This window comes from Lacticaseibacillus salsurae (assembly GCF_045862175.1).
Classification (GTDB): Bacteria; Bacillota; Bacilli; order Lactobacillales; family Lactobacillaceae; genus Lacticaseibacillus; species Lacticaseibacillus salsurae.
On the sequence record NZ_BAAFZI010000007.1, the window covers coordinates 1 to 15,513 of the forward strand.

At 48.0% G+C, this 15,513-nt stretch carries 17 protein-coding genes and 1 rRNA gene; 6 read left to right on the forward strand and 12 right to left on the reverse strand.

Annotation, left to right across the window (positions count from 1 at the left end; genetic code table 11):
* The 3 genes from ACKTSG_RS03850 to ACKTSG_RS03860 all read right to left on the reverse strand — a co-directional run.
* A 16S ribosomal RNA gene (locus tag ACKTSG_RS03850) occupies positions 1–204 on the reverse strand; the annotation flags it as partial.
* Between the two features lie 478 nt (positions 205–682).
* Positions 683–1,051, reverse strand: coding sequence for a CvfD/Ygs/GSP13 family RNA-binding post-transcriptional regulator (locus ACKTSG_RS03855; RefSeq protein ID WP_407892138.1), 369 nt, complete (start codon positions 1,049–1,051; stop codon positions 683–685).
* A complete protein-coding gene (locus tag ACKTSG_RS03860) occupies positions 1,052–1,636 on the reverse strand; it encodes a peptidylprolyl isomerase (protein WP_407892279.1) in 585 nt (194 codons plus the stop codon).
* A gap of 122 nt (positions 1,637–1,758) precedes the next feature.
* Between ACKTSG_RS03860 and ACKTSG_RS03865 the strand changes: the two genes are divergently transcribed.
* From ACKTSG_RS03865 to ACKTSG_RS03875, 3 genes are all read left to right on the forward strand, one after another.
* Complete coding sequence (locus tag ACKTSG_RS03865; RefSeq protein WP_407892281.1) at positions 1,759–2,742, forward strand: NAD(P)/FAD-dependent oxidoreductase; 984 nt, start codon at positions 1,759–1,761, stop codon at positions 2,740–2,742.
* 11 nt (positions 2,743–2,753) lie between these two features.
* A complete protein-coding gene (locus ACKTSG_RS03870) occupies positions 2,754–3,257 on the forward strand; it encodes a phosphatidylglycerophosphatase A family protein (protein WP_407892140.1) in 504 nt (167 codons plus the stop codon).
* Positions 3,258–3,329: 72 nt separating this feature from the next.
* Positions 3,330–3,971 carry a VTT domain-containing protein gene (locus ACKTSG_RS03875; protein ID WP_407892142.1) on the forward strand — a complete coding sequence of 214 codons (642 nt, stop codon included), beginning with the start codon at positions 3,330–3,332 and terminating at the stop codon, positions 3,969–3,971.
* A 35-nt stretch (positions 3,972–4,006) separates the two neighbouring features.
* On the opposite strand, the gene ACKTSG_RS03880 is transcribed toward ACKTSG_RS03875, so the two are convergent.
* From ACKTSG_RS03880 to ACKTSG_RS03915, 8 genes are all read right to left on the reverse strand, one after another.
* On the reverse strand, positions 4,007–4,624 hold the full coding sequence (locus tag ACKTSG_RS03880) for a TIGR01906 family membrane protein (protein WP_407892144.1): 618 nt from the start codon (positions 4,622–4,624) through the stop codon (positions 4,007–4,009).
* 2 nt (positions 4,625–4,626) lie between these two features.
* Positions 4,627–5,403, reverse strand: coding sequence for a TIGR01457 family HAD-type hydrolase (locus tag ACKTSG_RS03885; RefSeq protein ID WP_407892146.1), 777 nt, complete (start codon positions 5,401–5,403; stop codon positions 4,627–4,629).
* Positions 5,404–5,412: 9 nt separating this feature from the next.
* The gene (locus ACKTSG_RS03890) at positions 5,413–5,967 is read right to left on the reverse strand and encodes a YutD family protein (RefSeq protein ID WP_407892148.1); all 555 of its coding nucleotides are present in this window, start codon (positions 5,965–5,967) and stop codon (positions 5,413–5,415) included.
* 109 nt (positions 5,968–6,076) lie between these two features.
* Positions 6,077–6,316, reverse strand: coding sequence for a hypothetical protein (locus ACKTSG_RS03895; RefSeq protein ID WP_407892150.1), 240 nt, complete (start codon positions 6,314–6,316; stop codon positions 6,077–6,079).
* A 63-nt stretch (positions 6,317–6,379) separates the two neighbouring features.
* A complete protein-coding gene (locus tag ACKTSG_RS03900) occupies positions 6,380–6,973 on the reverse strand; it encodes a metallophosphatase (RefSeq protein ID WP_407892152.1) in 594 nt (197 codons plus the stop codon).
* Positions 6,970–7,704: a YibE/F family protein gene (locus ACKTSG_RS03905; RefSeq protein WP_407892154.1), complete on the reverse strand. Its 735-nt coding sequence runs from the start codon at positions 7,702–7,704 to the stop codon at positions 6,970–6,972. The genes ACKTSG_RS03900 and ACKTSG_RS03905 overlap by 4 nt, the downstream gene beginning before the upstream one ends.
* Positions 7,701–8,804, reverse strand: a complete 1,104-nt coding sequence (locus tag ACKTSG_RS03910) for a YibE/F family protein (protein ID WP_407892156.1) — start codon at positions 8,802–8,804, stop codon at positions 7,701–7,703. The genes ACKTSG_RS03905 and ACKTSG_RS03910 overlap by 4 nt, the downstream gene beginning before the upstream one ends.
* Positions 8,770–9,084, reverse strand: coding sequence for a hypothetical protein (locus tag ACKTSG_RS03915; RefSeq protein ID WP_407892158.1), 315 nt, complete (start codon positions 9,082–9,084; stop codon positions 8,770–8,772). The genes ACKTSG_RS03910 and ACKTSG_RS03915 overlap by 35 nt, the downstream gene beginning before the upstream one ends.
* Before the next feature lie 46 nt (positions 9,085–9,130).
* Here ACKTSG_RS03915 and ACKTSG_RS03920 point away from each other — a divergent pair, with 46 nt between their 5' ends.
* Together ACKTSG_RS03920 and pepV are read left to right on the forward strand one after the other, a co-directional pair.
* A complete protein-coding gene (locus tag ACKTSG_RS03920) occupies positions 9,131–10,462 on the forward strand; it encodes a glycerophosphodiester phosphodiesterase (RefSeq protein WP_407892160.1) in 1,332 nt (443 codons plus the stop codon).
* 114 nt (positions 10,463–10,576) lie between these two features.
* Complete coding sequence (gene pepV / locus ACKTSG_RS03925; protein ID WP_407892162.1) at positions 10,577–11,980, forward strand: dipeptidase PepV; 1,404 nt, start codon at positions 10,577–10,579, stop codon at positions 11,978–11,980.
* Between the two features lie 138 nt (positions 11,981–12,118).
* Here pepV and ACKTSG_RS03930 read toward each other — a convergent pair whose 3' ends face one another.
* Positions 12,119–12,802 (reverse strand): YjjG family noncanonical pyrimidine nucleotidase, encoded by a 684-nt coding sequence (locus ACKTSG_RS03930; protein WP_407892164.1) that lies wholly within the window; start codon positions 12,800–12,802, stop codon positions 12,119–12,121.
* A 168-nt stretch (positions 12,803–12,970) separates the two neighbouring features.
* On the opposite strand from ACKTSG_RS03930, the gene ACKTSG_RS03935 reads away from it, so the two are divergent.
* Entirely contained in the window at positions 12,971–15,418 is a 2,448-nt protein-coding gene (locus tag ACKTSG_RS03935) for a transglycosylase domain-containing protein (protein ID WP_407892166.1), read from the forward strand.
* Positions 15,419–15,513: the final 95 nt, after the last annotated feature.

Genomic DNA, 15,513 nt, shown 5'->3' on the forward strand with positions numbered 1-15,513 from the left:
TTCTGAGGTTTATGCAGTATTAGCATCTGTTTCCAAATGTTATCCTCCACTTAAGGGCAGGTTACCCACGTGTTACTCACCCGTCCGCCACTCGGTTTTAAAGCAATCAGTCCGAAGACTTCATGCAGCAAAACCTCGTTCGACTTGCATGTATTAGGCACGCCGCCAGCGTTCATCCTGAGCCAGGATCAAACTCTCATATAATGAGTTATTTGAATAGCTCGTTTGTTGTTCTTCACTAAAGCCGAAGCTTTAGATCCGAGATTTACTAGCGAATTGACTTCGCTCATGTTTAATTCTTTTCAATTAAGAAAAGCCCTATCACATTTACGAAACTTTGTTCAGTTTTCAAAGGACTACCGTTGCCACAAGACAACTTAATCAGTATATCTCGCAGGTAAGTCATTGTCAACAAGTATTTTTCAGTGATGAATATTTATTCACGCTGCTGAAACTTTACTTATGGCTGAGAAACAATCGCTCCTCATGACAACAACAAGTATCTTACCAGCTTTTGCTAGGGCTCGTCAACAATTTTCTCGACTTTTTTTGTCAGAACAAACTTCTCCGAATAACCCCGAAACAAATGCCTAGAGAATGAATATTCACCCAGCGTTTTTCCGAACAAAAGCATCTGAAACGTAGATAATGTTAACAAAAATAGATCGGCGATTGAGCCGATCTACTTGTCTAACCGTTCAAGATATTCATCGATCCAATCTTGTAAGTGACTGGCGATGGGGGCAAAGCCCGTGTGGACTTTGCGCGTGGTCCAATAATGCTTGCGGCGGCGAAAGGTGGTCATTTCTGGTGCTGGCATTAAAGCCCGCAGCGACAGCGAGATCTTGCCTGAAAACTCATCGATGTCCAAAATCACCACGGTTAAAGTCTGCCCGATGTGAAAATGGCTGTTTAACGACTTCACAAAGCCGTGTTGACATTCTGAAATATGCACGAGTCCTTGAGTGTGATCATCTAATAGTACAAACACCCCATAAGGCTGGATCCCAGTCACTTTACCTTCAATGATATCGCCGATGCGATAGTTCATTTATTCGCTGATCGTGACGGAATTGATCAAAATGTCTTCAACTGGCTTGTCACCTGGCAAGGTTTTGCACTTGCTGATGGCATCAACAACATCTTCGCCGGCTAACACCTGACCAAACACAGTGTGGCGATGATCTAACCACGGCGTGCCGCCATTTTTGTACGCTTCGATAATTGGTTCTGGATACCCTGCGGCTGGCATTTGAGCTGCCATTTGCGGGTTGAGATGTTCATTTGAGACGATGAAAAATTGTGAGCCGTTGGTGTTTGGCCCAGCATTGGCCATAGACAAGGCGCCTTTTAAGTTGAAAAGTTCGTTTGAGAACTCGTCTTCAAAAGGATGGCCCCAAATGCTTTCACCACCAGCACCGCTGCCCGTTGGATCGCCGCCTTGGATCATGAAATCGGCGATCACGCGATGAAACGAAATGCCATCATAGTAGCCTTTCTTGGCGAGGCCTAAAAAGTTCTCGACAGTTTTTGGGGCTTGATCTTTGAACAATGCAAAGGTCACATCCCCTTTGGTCGTATGCAAGGTCGCTTTGGGCCCGGCAAAGTTGGCTAAGTCTAATTGTGGGTACATAATTGCCTCCTAAAAGATTAATCTTACCTATTGTAACCGATGCATGACGCAATTGCGACGGAAGATAGTCGCAAGGCCTCAAATATGTTAGGGTAAAGCTATTAATTATTCCGTTTGGAGGATCCATTTTGACAACACATCGTTATGATATCACCGTGATCGGCGGCGGCCCAGTAGGTATGTTTGCAGCTTTTTATGCCGGCTTGCACAGCGCCGATGTTTTATTGTTGGAAAGCTTAGCCGAACTTGGTGGCCAACCTGGTAACTTGTATCCTGCTAAGATCCTTTATGATATTGGCGGCTACCCCCATATTTCTGGCCAAAAACTCGTTGAACAGCTTAAAACCCAAGTGGCGCACTTTAACCCGGCGATCCAAACCGCTACGAATGTGCAAACCATCACCAAAAATGACAGTGGTTTTACCCTAACGACCACCAATGGCACATTTGAAAGCAGATCTGTGATCATTGCGACTGGTGGCGGCGCGTTTACCCCACGCAAGCTGGCGATCGATTATGATCCGGCCTTAGACGATCACTTGGTCAATTATTTTGTTCGCGACTTAAACACCTTTAAAGACTTGGATGTGGCCATTGCTGGCGGCGGGGATTCAGCGATCGATTGGGCTTTGGCGATCGCACCGATCGCCAAAAGTGTGCATTTGATCCATCGCCGCAACCAATTCCGCGGGTTGGAATCCAGTGTTGAACAACTCAAAGCCAGCTCAGTCGTGCTGCACACCCCTTATTTGATCGATGGGGTCCAAGCTGACGGCAAGCGCGGCAATATCAGCTTAAAAGAAGTCCGTGGCGACCATACCCAAGTCCTCAACGTCGACAAATTGCTGGTCAACTATGGCTTCATGAGCGAAAACAAACAACTGCGCAATTGGGGATTGGATCTGGTCCATAACCAAATCGCTGTAGATTCGCAAATGCGCACCAATATTGCTGGTATTTATGCCATTGGCGATGCCGTCACTTACCCAGGTAAATTGAAATTGATCGCGTCTGGCTTTGGTGAAGCACCGATCGCGATCAATGAAGACTTACAAGCATTGTATCCAAATCGGCGCCAGCCTACTCACAGTACTCAGCTTTACCACTAAGGAGTCATATCATGACAAATGAAGAACGTTTAGAACAGCATACCCATGATCTGTTGACCGAACGCGGCGTTTCAATAGAAGCGATCGGCGAATTGGTCATGTTCTTACAAGAAAAATTCATCCCAGATCTGACGCTTGAACAAGCTTGTGACAACGTCAATATCGTCTTGCGCAAACGCGAAGTCCAAAACGCCGTGATGACAGGCATCCAGTTAGACAAGCTAGCAGAAGCCGGCCAATTAGACGCCCCTTTGGAAAATATCATTGCTGAAGATGAAGGCTTATACGGTGTCGATGAGATCTTAGCTTTTGCCATTGTTAATGTTTACGGCTCCATCGGCTTTACCAATTATGGCTATATCGATCGGGTCAAGCCTGGCATTTTAGCCAAGCTCAACGCCCATGAACCGGGGATCATTCACACCTTTTTAGATGATCTCGTCGGCGCGATCGCCGCTGCAGCTGCTAGCCGGTTGGCCCACGCTCATCCTGAACTTGAAGATGACAATTACTAAGTTTCAGCAAAAATCATGGCATCTTGCCTAAAAGCGCCTATAATCAAAGAAACTACGAAAAAGGAGTCGGGCATGCAACTGATCGATTTTATTTTACACATTGATGAGCACTTGATCTATATTGTGAACGATTTTGGCAACTGGACCTACTTGATTTTATTCGCGATGGTTTTCATTGAAACGGGTGTCGTGATCTTTCCTTTCTTACCAGGCGATTCGCTGTTATTTGCCGCTTGTGCATTAGCGGCAAACCAAGCCTATCACTTAAATGTTTGGTTGTTTTTCGGGCTATTTCTCGTTGCGGCAGTGCTTGGCGACACGGTCAATTACGAGATCGGCAAACACATTGGCTTGGCCGCCTCGAATTCCAGCGTGTTTGGGCGTTTGATCAACCACGATAAACTGGCTAGCGCCGAGCACTTCTTCAACAAGCACGGAGGCAAAACCATTGCCATTGCGCGCTTCATGCCGCTGATCCGGACTTTCGCCCCATTTGTGGCAGGCGGTTCGAATATGCATTACGGCAAGTTCATCCACTATAACTTCTTAGGTGGGTTCTTGTGGGTCACCATGTGTTGCACGTTAGGCTTTTTCTTCGGCAACGTGCCGTTTGTCAAAGCGCACTTTTCAGTCGTGGTCCTTGGGATCATCTTCATTTCCTTGATTCCAGTATTAGTCACCGCGTTGCGTAGCCGCAAACCCGTCACAGAATAGCAAAAATGCCTCCCCCAGTTTTGGGGAGGCATTTTTTAATGTCTGGCATCTTGGCGACCGCGCCAAATGCCATAGATCATCACCGCTTCAAATAAGATCAAGGCGAGGGCAAAACACGCTGAAAAGAAATCTTCTGGCAAGACATTGATGATTGGGTCAACTGCTGGGTCAAACAACCAATCATCGTTGCGAAACAACACTTCATGAAAGCGAATGAACACCGCATTAAAGTTCACCGCCATCAAAGCGCCTAACACCAATGGCACCACTGCACCGATTTGAAAACTGCGCACCATTTGCCAGCGCTGACGCTTTTGTGTCAGTTGCCGCCAAGTGCGCACCCCTGGGATCACCGTCAGCAAAAAAACGACAATGTCGAAGATAAATAACTTGCGCACATCAGCAAAATGCGTCGCGCCACTCACTGAATCGGTGAAATCAAGCATATGTAACTTCGGGATCCAAGGCAGCTGCAAGTAAGCCATCAACTGCACATAATTGTGATAAAGCCGGCCAAATGATAACCCACTGACGCGCGTTAAGCCGTCTTTGAGCACAAATACCGGAAAAATCGCGTAAGTCAACAACACTGTGCCCCACACCACGCCTGAAATGATCAATAACCATAAGGCGACTTTTTGCCACCAACGCATGGCTATACCTCCCAGTCTGCTAAGCTTTCCACTTGATGCGTCGGTTGGATCGGTTGCGCCGCGACGAATTCATGCGTGGAAATGCCGGTATACACCAGTAATTGATCGATATTGGCATTGATCCCAGCTTGAATATCGGTTTTGTAGTTATCGCCGACCATCACCACTTTATCACGCGCCAAACCCATGCGCTTCAAGCCTTGTTCCATAATGATCTTTTCTGGCTTGCCGATGTAAAAGGCTTTTTGTTGCGTGCTGCGTTCAACTAAAGCGATCACTGAGCCTGCACCTGGCACATGGCCGCGTTCATTAGGCAAGTTGGTATCGGCATTGGTGCCGATGAACTTGGCGCCGCGTTGGATCGCCAACGTCGCCAGTTCAAACTTGTGATAAGTGACATCATAATCCAGCCCCACTACCACATACTCAGGATCAAACTCGTTAAACGTCAGCCCCACATCCAGCATCGCTTGTTTCAAGCCGATCTCGCCGATCACATAAACCGAATGGCCATGGGCGTCGCCACCACAATCTTGTTGGATCCACGCTGCCGTGGCCAAACTCGGCGTATACACTTGTTCAGGGGTGGCATGGATGTCATGATTTTCTGCCAAGTTCTTGCAAACAGCCGCCGGTGATTTGGTGGTGTTATTGGTTAAAAACAAAAATGGGATCTGCGCTTTTTGCAGGCGTTCCACAAAATCTTTGGCTTCTGGGATGCGCTGGCGTCCGCGATAAACCGTACCGTCTAAATCGATCATGTAACCAGAATATTTCAAGTTGTGCCCCTACTTCTCATTGGATTCACGCTGGCGGATCGTAAAATGCCGCTTGCGTGGTTGACTTGGTGCAACAGTTTGCGCGTGTTGCTTTTTGATGCCACCAGTGGTCACTGGTTGGCGCCGTTCTTGATATGGTTTTTTATTGGTATTGCGGCGCCGTGAGCGCCCGCGTTCATTGCGACCTTTGTGCTTAGGCTTTGGTGCTGGTGCATCCAAGCGCTGCAACACAAAATACGCACAGCCAAAATTACAATATTCATTGATGTAATCCATCAACGTGGCAATGGTTTGGCCTTTAGTCGCATGGCGGCTGTCGTTGGCGTAAAAGCCTTTCAAACGCAACTGGTCATATCCCCAGTCACCGACGACAAAGTCATATTTGTCTAACACGTCGGTATAACGCACGGCAAAAGCCGCCACGTCAAAAGGTTGTTTGTGCAGCAACACGATCTTGTAGCGGCGCTGATCGATGGTGATCATATCGTCAGCAACTTTTGCCACTGCCACCAAAGGCAATTCCACGCGTGGTGGGGTTTGCTCATCTGGGTTCTTTTTTGGCATGAGACAGCCTCCTTTCATAATGTTTAAGTATAGCACTATCCTGGCACCAGACGAAACCGCCCCAGCTTGATGTGCCCATGAAAAAAGCCGCCGCAGCGACTTTTAACGATCAAGCTTGTACCAAGGCTTCAAACCTGGTGGCTAACGTGGATTGGGCGGCTGGCTGCAACAATGGTCGCAATTGAGGCCAAAAGCTGAAGTGAAAATACGCCGCTGAAAAACCGTGATCGGCTAATTTACGAAACCCCAAAGTGATCAACCCATTCACTTGCCCCAAATTTGGCGGCGGGGTGCTTGCTAACACGTCGCGGCGCAAAGCTTGCAACGCTTGAACATCATCTGCTGCCATTATCCCACCTCCTAGATGTATAATGACAGTTTATCTAGAATTCCATTAAAAATCAATGTGAAATCATCGGTTTTGGAGCTTTTTTTGTTTGATGGCAAACAGCTGATGGACTTCTGCCGCTGACAACGGACTGCCCCATGGGATCGGCAACCAGTCGCGTTCTGGCGCGTCAACCCCGACATTGAGATTTTCGGCGATCGGCACCATGTTGTGATGAATATGCCCGTGCAGATTCAACGTTTGTTTGGTGATCCCTAACAACATGGGGTAATGAGTCATAATGAATTGGGTGTGATCGTCTTTAATAATGGTGCCGACTGGATGAAATTCAAATTTCGCTTGCCCATGCCAGCCAGGGTCGTTTTTGTGCAAGAATTTAAACAAGCTTTGGTAATCGTGATTGCCTTTAATGAAGCGAATGCGGCCATTAAGTTGCAATAAAATCGCCAATACCGCTTGATCTGTCGGCACCTGTTCCGGATTCATGGCGATATCGCCTAAGTGATACACCACATCATTGTCATCCACACGCGCATTCCACGCGTGGATCAAAGCCGTATCCATGGCCTCAACGGAATCAAATAAGCGCGGGGCGAAATCATTTTGGCCGAGTAAGTCGCGATGAAAAAAATGGGTATCTGCAATAAAAAAGTTCATTTAATCGCTCCTTTTTGCCGCTGACGTACGACCCACATGGTGGTCGGTACCGTCAAGATCACGGCGATCACTGAAAATAACACTTGCAACAACTCGCCGACAAAGATCTGGTTATTTAAGATCTGCCACAGTGGATACTTCAACTGGGCAAACCAAATGAACAGCGCCGAAAAACCGCCAAAAAAGCCAAAAAACAAGGTATTCATTGCCGTACCGATAATGGTGGTTTCAATTTCCCGCAAACCAGGTACCGTCGCGGCATCCCCTAACTCGATCACCCCAGCGGCAACAGCACAAGCCGCTTCAGCAATGGCGCCAAGCGTACCTAACAAGCCGGTGGCGATCATCAATTGTTGAAAGCTGACACCGATATACACACTAAAGCCTTCCAGCTCTTCAGAGTCTTCTTGGCCAAACCCAGAAGTTTGGGACAACCACACGCCTAACACGACCACCAGCAACACGCCAGCCATCACCAGCAGCGACGCCACAAATGCCGGTCCGGCCACTTGCAAACGACTGGTACTCATAAAAATCGTCGTTGCCAACACCAATAAGCCGATCACAAACGCCACTGCCACTGGCGAAAAGCCGCCTGCCATCAGCACCACTGCTAAGATCATCAACACGGTATTGATCGCCAACGCCAAGAAATTACTGATGCCTTGCCTGCCACCGACTAATACCATTAACACCAATAACGCGATCACTAAGCCGACCATTGCATTCATGCCGCACGCCTACTTTCTTGCCAATGTGCGACCAAAGCCGCTAACCCGCTGGTCAAAGGGATCGCCAAGACGATCCCAAACGCTGAGATCAACGCTTGGGCAAACCCCAAACCCATCACCCAACTGACAGTGGTGGCAATGGCATTGTCATTGCGCAACCACAACACGGCTTCATTAAAGGTCCCAGCAATAAAAATCATAAACAAAACGGCGATCAGCGGACCCATCACATTGCGACCGATTGCCATGCCTGCTTGAAACCGGGCTTTGGCGCCATCGGGCAATTGAAAAATCGCCACCGCAATATCGGAGCATTCATCAAGCACTGCCCCAAGTGAGCCGATAATGATCTGCACAAAAAATAGCAACTGTGGCGCTTGTGTGACATAATTGACCGTTTCCAAATGCAGTCCTTGATAATGCGTCGCCGCAAAAATCGCATACCCTAACGCCACTGCCAAAGCCGTGGCTAAAATCGTCGCGGTGCTGACCACTGTAGCCAAGGGTTTAAATCCGACCACAAACAAAGTCGTGATCACTGCAAACGCAATGGCCACGAGGCTAAACAAGAAAAAAGCAAGCACTTGATGGCTGGCGATCTCCACATGCAACGCCAAAATAAACACCACCGCATTGGCTGCTAGTGAGGCCAAAGTCACCCATAAGTGCTTTTTCATGATCAACCCTAGCAATACCACCGTGGCTGCTACTAAGGCCAACAGTGTGGCATCGCGTTTGATTCCAGAGATCGTATAATGTGCAGCAGCATTTTGCGATAAGAACACTTGCGCGCCGACATGCAACTTGGCATCTTCAGCGCCGCTATTTGAATAGGCATTGCGCAAATGCAACACTTGCCCGGAATTTTTGGTGTTGAGCAGCTTGGCTTGCAACGCTTGGGTATGCAGGCGATCATGATTATCAAAGTTGTCAGTTTGCGCCACCGTACGAATGGTTTTTGTTGCCGTCACCCGCGCGATGGGTTTGGTATACATGCCAGCGTCAAATTGCCCGCCAACAAATACCACCACAAACGCCACGAGTGGCCACAACCATTTCAGCCACTTAGCCAATGTGATTTTGCCGTAAGATCTCGTCATAAGCGTCTTTGATCGGGCCTTGGGGCTTTTCCCATTGTTCCCAGTGGTCCAAATCTACCGGCGGCATAGTATAATGGTCATTAATGTAGCGTTCATACTTGCGCACTGCGGTAGAATGAGGAATATTAAGTTGCATGATCCGCACATACCGGATCAAGTGCTTCATGACCGCTTTTTCTGCGCGTCCATTCATTAAAATATTACCCAATTCATAATATCGGGTGCCATCATTCAAGGTGATCTCTTGAATCAAATCAAAAACCTGATCATTTTTAGCCATATTATCCCTCTTATTTCGTTATCGTTAATTTGCAAAGGAGCTCACGATGTCAAAAACTTTGCGCCTCTCGCTTTTGTTGGCTTTTTGGGCCTGTTTATCCGCTTTTGTAGTCGTCGGCCATCGCGGCGATCCGCTTGCTTATCCAGAAGAAACCTTCCAATCGGATTCAGCTGCGTTTGCCGCTGGCGCTGATTATGTGGAACTTGACGTGCAAGTCGCCAAAGACGGGACGTTAGTGATCCAACATGATCCCACCTTGTTGCGCACGACAGGATCAGATGTCACCATCGCCAGTTCCAATTATTCGCAAATCCAGCAATATCATACCAAAAATGGCGAACCGATTCACAGCCTCCAAGCGCTTTTTACCCATTATCAACAATCAAATGTGAAATTCCTGATCGAAACCAAAATCGAAAAAGGCGTCCCGCATCCCCAAATGGAACAAAGGATCGCCGCTTTAGTCAAACAATACCACATGCAAGATCGGGTGATGTTTCACTCTTTTTCGTTAAGTTCACTTAAACGCCTGCAAGTGCTGTTGCCTAACGTCCCGCGGATCTTCATTGTTGGGTCGCTGAAGCGCATCACGTTTGCGGTATTTCCTTATGTCACTGGCATCAATATTTCATCCACTTTAGTCACTGCCAAGTTGGTATCTGACCTGCACCACATTGGCCAAAAAGTGTATGTGTGGGACGAAATGAATGAAAATGCCGCCAAGTGGCGCTGGTTATCCAACATCCCCATTGACGGGGTGGTCACCAATTACCCTGCCTTGGCGCATCAATACCAACTGCTAACTAAAGATGCCCAAAGCCATCCGCTTGATGCGTTAGCCACCAACAATTCCACCAAAGCTTTGCCAGTATACGAAAATCCTTACATGCCAAACTTACGCAAACAAACCATCGCCCCTGGCAAAACCTTCACCGTGATACGTGCCATCCGCTCACAAGGGGTGACTTATGATCAAATCGACACCAATGCCTTTGTCCCAGCTAATACATTGAATTTGGCGCCGATGGCTGGCTGGGCGCAATTGCTCGTGAACCAACACGCCACAGTTTGTGCCAAAACTACTTGGCAAGTGCCCACGCGCGCTACTGCCAATGCGCAAAGTGCACAAAGCGGCACCTTGACTGCAGGATCGACTGTGACGATCACCGCCGTAAAATTGCACCGCGAACAGGTGTGGTGTCAAACCCAAGCTGGGTGGGTCAAAGCTAGCCACTTAAAATTACATTTGCACTTAACTGATGCGCGGTTGTGGTTGCGTCAATTCAATACTGTCACCACATTAACGCGCCCGCAGTTGAGTTTAGGCCAAACGTCTATCGACACCTTAGATTTTCAAGCATTAGGCTTAAGTGTGTAAATTCCAAGCGCTTCACCATCATGGTGAGGCACTTTTTGAATGCTGGTTTAAAAATAGCCAGCGCTTTGAAAATCTGTTATCGTGAAGGTATTAAATTAAAAGGCGGAAAATATCATGACAATCGATTGGCAAAAAGTTGCTGCAAGCTATGAACGCGACTTGTTAACAGATCTTAAAGCGCTGATCGCCATTCCTTCAGTGCGCGACGTTGACCACAAAACCGCAGACGCCCCTTTAGGCCCTGGCCCAGCCAAAGCACTGCATGCCATGCTTGATTTGGCCAAGCGCGATGGGTTTGACACCTTAAATGTTGAAAATGTTGCCGGTCGGATCAGCTTTGGCCAAGGCGACACCACCTTAGGGATGCTCGGGCATGTCGATGTGGTGCCAGCAGGTGATGGTTGGCAAAGTGACCCCTTTGTTGCCAAGATCCAAGATGGCCGCATTTACGGGCGCGGCAGTGCTGATGACAAAGGCCCTACACTAGCGGCTTATTACGCTTTGCGTTTATTAAAAGATCAAGGCATCACCCCCAAGCAAACGGTGCATTTTATCATTGGCACTGACGAAGAATCCAACTGGTACGGCATGGACCGTTATCAAGCGACGCAAACCATGCCAGATTACGGTTTTTCTCCTGATGCGGAATTTCCGATCATTAATGGCGAAAAAGGCATCAGCACGTTGCGCTTATCATTTGCCGCGCAACCCACTAGCGGCTACACCAGCATGACCGCTTTTGACGCTGGGTTGCGGGTCAATATGGTGCCACAATCAGCCACAGCCATTTTGCATGGTAACTTGCCACAAGACTGGCAAGCGCAAACTGACGCTTATGCCCAAGCCAACCACGTCACCATCAGCTATGGTGATACTGCCGATGGCGTGCAATTCACTGCGGTGGGCTTTGGGGCGCATGCCTTAGAGCCAAAGGCCGGGATCAACGCAGCGACGCATTTGGCCACGTTGTTGGCGCCTTGGGTCGATGACCCCGCTAGTCGCTTATATTTGCAAACCATTGCCGATCATTTGCACAATGATTCACGTGGGCATCAGTTAAATATCGCCTTTAGCGACGCGATCATGGGCGATTTGACTGCCAGTGCCGACTTATTTACTTTCCGGCCAAATGGCGAACAAACCATTGCCATCAATGTTCGCTATCCGCAAGGCATTGATCTGGCCACGATCCAAGCCAAGATGCAACAAGCTTTAGGCGATGCTGTCACCGTCGCCATTACTGAAGCTGGCCACACCCCACATTACGTCTCAGGCGATGATCCATTAGTCAAAACCTTGCTACAAGTGTATCAAGACCATACTGGCCATGATGGCCATGAACAATCCATTGGTGGCGGCACTTATGGTCGGATCATGAAACGCGGTGTGGCTTTTGGCGCCATGATGCCAGGGCGAGAAAATGTGATGCATCAAGCCAATGAATACATGCCGATCGAAGATATCATGCATGCTGTGGCGATCTACGCGGATGCGATCTATCGCTTGACACAAGCCTAGGCGCGGTAAGGTTTAGCCCACGTCTTATTTAGGCCCATTGCGGGTTTGCGGATGACGACGCGTTGATCTTGATCACCGATTTTGGTCAAGAATCCTTGCACCAATTAAAAAGCTGAGACGAAAATTCGTCTCAGCTTTTTAATTGGCCTTTACAATATGTAACAAGTCACTAAAGTCGTTGAATGTGTACGTGGCAAAAATCGGCCCGCGGTTGGCGTTGAAATGCGGATTGAACCAAGCCGTATCCAAATGGGCGTTGCGCCCGCCTTGAATGTCTGAGGTTAACGAATCGCCAATAATCAAACTAGTTTGCGGGTTAAAGTGCGGGGTGCGCTTGGCCACATAATCAAAAAAGGCTTTCGTGGGCTTAGGCGCGCCAATGGTATCTGACACGAAAATATCGTCAAAGTAATCGATCAAATGACTTTTCGTCAACCGATACCGTTGGGCCGCTTCAAAGCCATTGGAAACAATATACAAATGGTAATCTCGCAAGGCTTGCAAGGTGGCTTCAACGCGCGGGATCAACACTGCTTGGCGATTGACCAAGGTGAAGTAATCTTTTTCCACCGCTTCAGGATCGCCTGGCAGCGCCAGTTGCTTAAATAATTGTCGCATGCGTTTATAAAAGATCTGCTCGCGGGTGATGGTGCCTTGTTCATATTGGCGCCACAACTTGGCATTGATCGCCAAATAAGTCGCCTCTAGCTTCGCCGTATAAGCAATGTGGTGTTTTTCAAAGGTGGCTTGAAGGCTTTTGAGCTCGCCGGCTTCAAAATCCAAAAGCGTATCGTCTACATCAAAAAATAAATTGCGGTACATGAGTTGTTGACCTCCCAGCCGTAAACATGACTTAACGCTACCACGAGGCCAAGCTTTCGTCTAGCTGTAAAAATACTGTAACTGGACGGTGTTTCACCTTTAATGGTGTTTACAACAATCTAATGATAAAATGAGCCATATTGCACAATTTTAAAAGGTGGGAAAAATGTGAAGACGCCAAAAAACTGGTGGCGTGCGCTGATCGCTCGGCTCAACACCCGAGTTCGCGCCAACAAAAATGAACAAGCCCTTCCGGCGTTATCGACCAAAACCTGGCCTTTGTATTTAGACATCGTCTTGCAAGCCTTCAAAACCATTGTCTACTACGCTGTGGCAGTCATTGCCATTGGCGGCGTGTTTGGCGTCGGCTTGTTAGCCGGCTACTTTGCTGCGATCGTTTCTGATACCGCGGTGCCATCAAAAACTGCCATGGCGCGCACGTTAAGTAATGTCGATCAATCAACCAACTTATATTTTGCCAACAATGTCGAATTGACCCATGTAAAATCAGACCTGATCCGCGATACCGCCAATCTTTCTGATATTTCCCCATGGGTGCAAAAAGCGATCATCGCCACTGAAGATTCCGATTTTTACACCAACTCTGGGGTGTCGCCAAAATCGGTGATCCGCGCAGTATTTTCCGAATTCTCCGGCGTCGGCAGTCAAACTGGTGGCTCAACCTTGACCCAACAAGTGGTCAAGTTACAGTTCTTGAATTCTGAAACGACCTTCAAACGCAAAGTAACGGAAATCATGTACGCATTGCGGGTCAATCACTTCTTCTCCAAAAAGAATATTTTGCAGTCGTACTTGAACATCGTCACTTTAGGCCGCAACAATAAAGGCCAAAACATCGCCGGGGTGCAAACTGCAGCCCAAGGGTTGTTTGGCAAAAATGCCAAAGACTTGAACTTACCAGAATCAGCCTTTATTGCTGGCTTGCCGCAAAGCCCGTCAGTCTACACGCCTTACACTGCCAATGGCACGTTAAAAACGGACTTGTCTGCCGGCATCAGTCGTCAACATACGGTATTATTTCGGATGTATCGCGATGGCGCCATCACCAAAAAACAGTACCAAGACGCGTTGAAGTTCGACTTAAAAGCCGACTTCAAAGGCCATGACACCACTGATTCCGATGCCTCCACCAAGTATGCGTATGTGTATAACATGGTGACGTCTGAAGCCAAATCGATTTTGGCTTTACAATTGGCCAAACAAGACGGCCACACCCAAGCTGATCTCAACAAAGATACCGCCTTGGACAATCAATATCTCGCCGATGCGCAAAACTTGTTGACCACTAAAGGTTATCAGATCCATTCCACCATCAATAAACAAGTTTACGACTCGATGCAATCAGTCGTGAAGAATGCTTATCTTGGCTATACTTATACCAGCAGTGAAATCGACCCAGAAACCGGCGAATATGTCACCGACTCCGAACCTGTCCAAAACGGTTCCGTCTTACTCGACAACACCACAGGCGCTGTGATCGGGTTTGTCGGCGGGGTGTCTGGGGAACTCAACCATATTTACACCACCAGAAGCCCAGGTTCTTCGATCAAGCCATTGGCCGTTTATGGCCCGGCGATCGAAAATCAATTGATCGGCTCACAAACCATGTTGGCTGATTTTAAAACCAACTTTACCAACTATTCCGTCACCGATTATGGCGGCCAGATCCAAAACAAATTCATTTCCGCCACTGACGCGTTGGCGCAGTCTTACAACATTCCTGCCGTTAACTTATATAATGAAGTCCGCCAAAAAACCAACGTTAAAAACTACCTCACCAAAGCCGGCATCAACACCTTAACGGCCAACGATTACTCGCAACTGGGCTTAGCGCTTGGCGGGACTGATTATGGGGTATCCGTTGAAGATCAAGCCAGTGCCTACACCACTTTCGAAAATGGTGGCAATCACACGGATGCGTATGTCATTGACAAAATCGTCGATCCTGGCGGCAATGTGATCTATCAACATAAAGCCGCCAACACCCGGGTCTTTTCCCCAGCAACGACTTATATCATGCAACAGATGATGCATCAAGTCGTCGCCAAAGGCACGGCGGCCAGCTTGAATTACCAGTTGAGTTTCAACACCAACAACTTGATCGGTAAAACTGGGACGTCAAACGACTACAAAGATATTTGGTTCGTCGGCTCTACACCTGGCGTCACATTGGCGTCATGGATCGGCTATGACAATGCCAATGGGACTCAATATAACTTGTCTAGTTCCGCTTCAGACACCAACTTGGCTTACTGGGCGAAGTTGGCCAATGCTGCATACCGCGTCATTCCCGGTCAGTTCAAAGCCGACCAAACCAGCAGTGCTCCAAGCACGGTAAAGTCAGCCACAGTTTCCAAGCTCACTGGCGAAAAGCCAGGCAGCGTCACCTATGATGGCAAATCCTATAACGTTTCTAGCAGCGGTGGCACTGTCACCAGCTTGTACAACAACTACTTACCAGGCGTCACCACCGAAAACTTCGGGATCGGCGGCAGCTCTGATAACTACAAGAAGTTCTGGGAATATGTTGGCGGCAAAAAGTCCAACGGTTATGGCAAGATCACCACATCAAGTACCTCAAGCACCAACCAATGATCACTGGGGACTAATAGGTATTGCATACTAGTCCCTGATGCAACAACAACCGCTTTGCCAAATCGGCAAAGCGGTTGTTTTTTGATATCAAAGGA

Excerpts from the sequence above, each read along its gene's own strand:
- ACKTSG_RS03855 (WP_407892138.1), bottom strand. The coding sequence starts at position 1,051 with ATGAACTATCGCATCGGCGATATCATTGAAGGTAAAGTGACTGGGATC.
- ACKTSG_RS03870 (WP_407892140.1), top strand. The coding sequence starts at position 2,754 with ATGACAAATGAAGAACGTTTAGAACAGCATACCCATGATCTGTTGACC.
- ACKTSG_RS03875 (WP_407892142.1), top strand. The coding sequence starts at position 3,330 with ATGCAACTGATCGATTTTATTTTACACATTGATGAGCACTTGATCTAT.
- ACKTSG_RS03880 (WP_407892144.1), bottom strand. The coding sequence starts at position 4,624 with ATGCGTTGGTGGCAAAAAGTCGCCTTATGGTTATTGATCATTTCAGGC.
- ACKTSG_RS03890 (WP_407892148.1), bottom strand. The coding sequence starts at position 5,967 with ATGCCAAAAAAGAACCCAGATGAGCAAACCCCACCACGCGTGGAATTG.
- ACKTSG_RS03895 (WP_407892150.1), bottom strand. The coding sequence starts at position 6,316 with ATGGCAGCAGATGATGTTCAAGCGTTGCAAGCTTTGCGCCGCGACGTG.
- ACKTSG_RS03900 (WP_407892152.1), bottom strand. The coding sequence starts at position 6,973 with ATGAACTTTTTTATTGCAGATACCCATTTTTTTCATCGCGACTTACTC.
- ACKTSG_RS03905 (WP_407892154.1), bottom strand. The coding sequence starts at position 7,704 with ATGAATGCAATGGTCGGCTTAGTGATCGCGTTATTGGTGTTAATGGTA.
- ACKTSG_RS03910 (WP_407892156.1), bottom strand. The coding sequence starts at position 8,804 with ATGACGAGATCTTACGGCAAAATCACATTGGCTAAGTGGCTGAAATGG.
- ACKTSG_RS03915 (WP_407892158.1), bottom strand. The coding sequence starts at position 9,084 with ATGGCTAAAAATGATCAGGTTTTTGATTTGATTCAAGAGATCACCTTG.
- ACKTSG_RS03920 (WP_407892160.1), top strand. The coding sequence starts at position 9,131 with ATGTCAAAAACTTTGCGCCTCTCGCTTTTGTTGGCTTTTTGGGCCTGT.
- pepV (WP_407892162.1), top strand. The coding sequence starts at position 10,577 with ATGACAATCGATTGGCAAAAAGTTGCTGCAAGCTATGAACGCGACTTG.
- ACKTSG_RS03930 (WP_407892164.1), bottom strand. The coding sequence starts at position 12,802 with ATGTACCGCAATTTATTTTTTGATGTAGACGATACGCTTTTGGATTTT.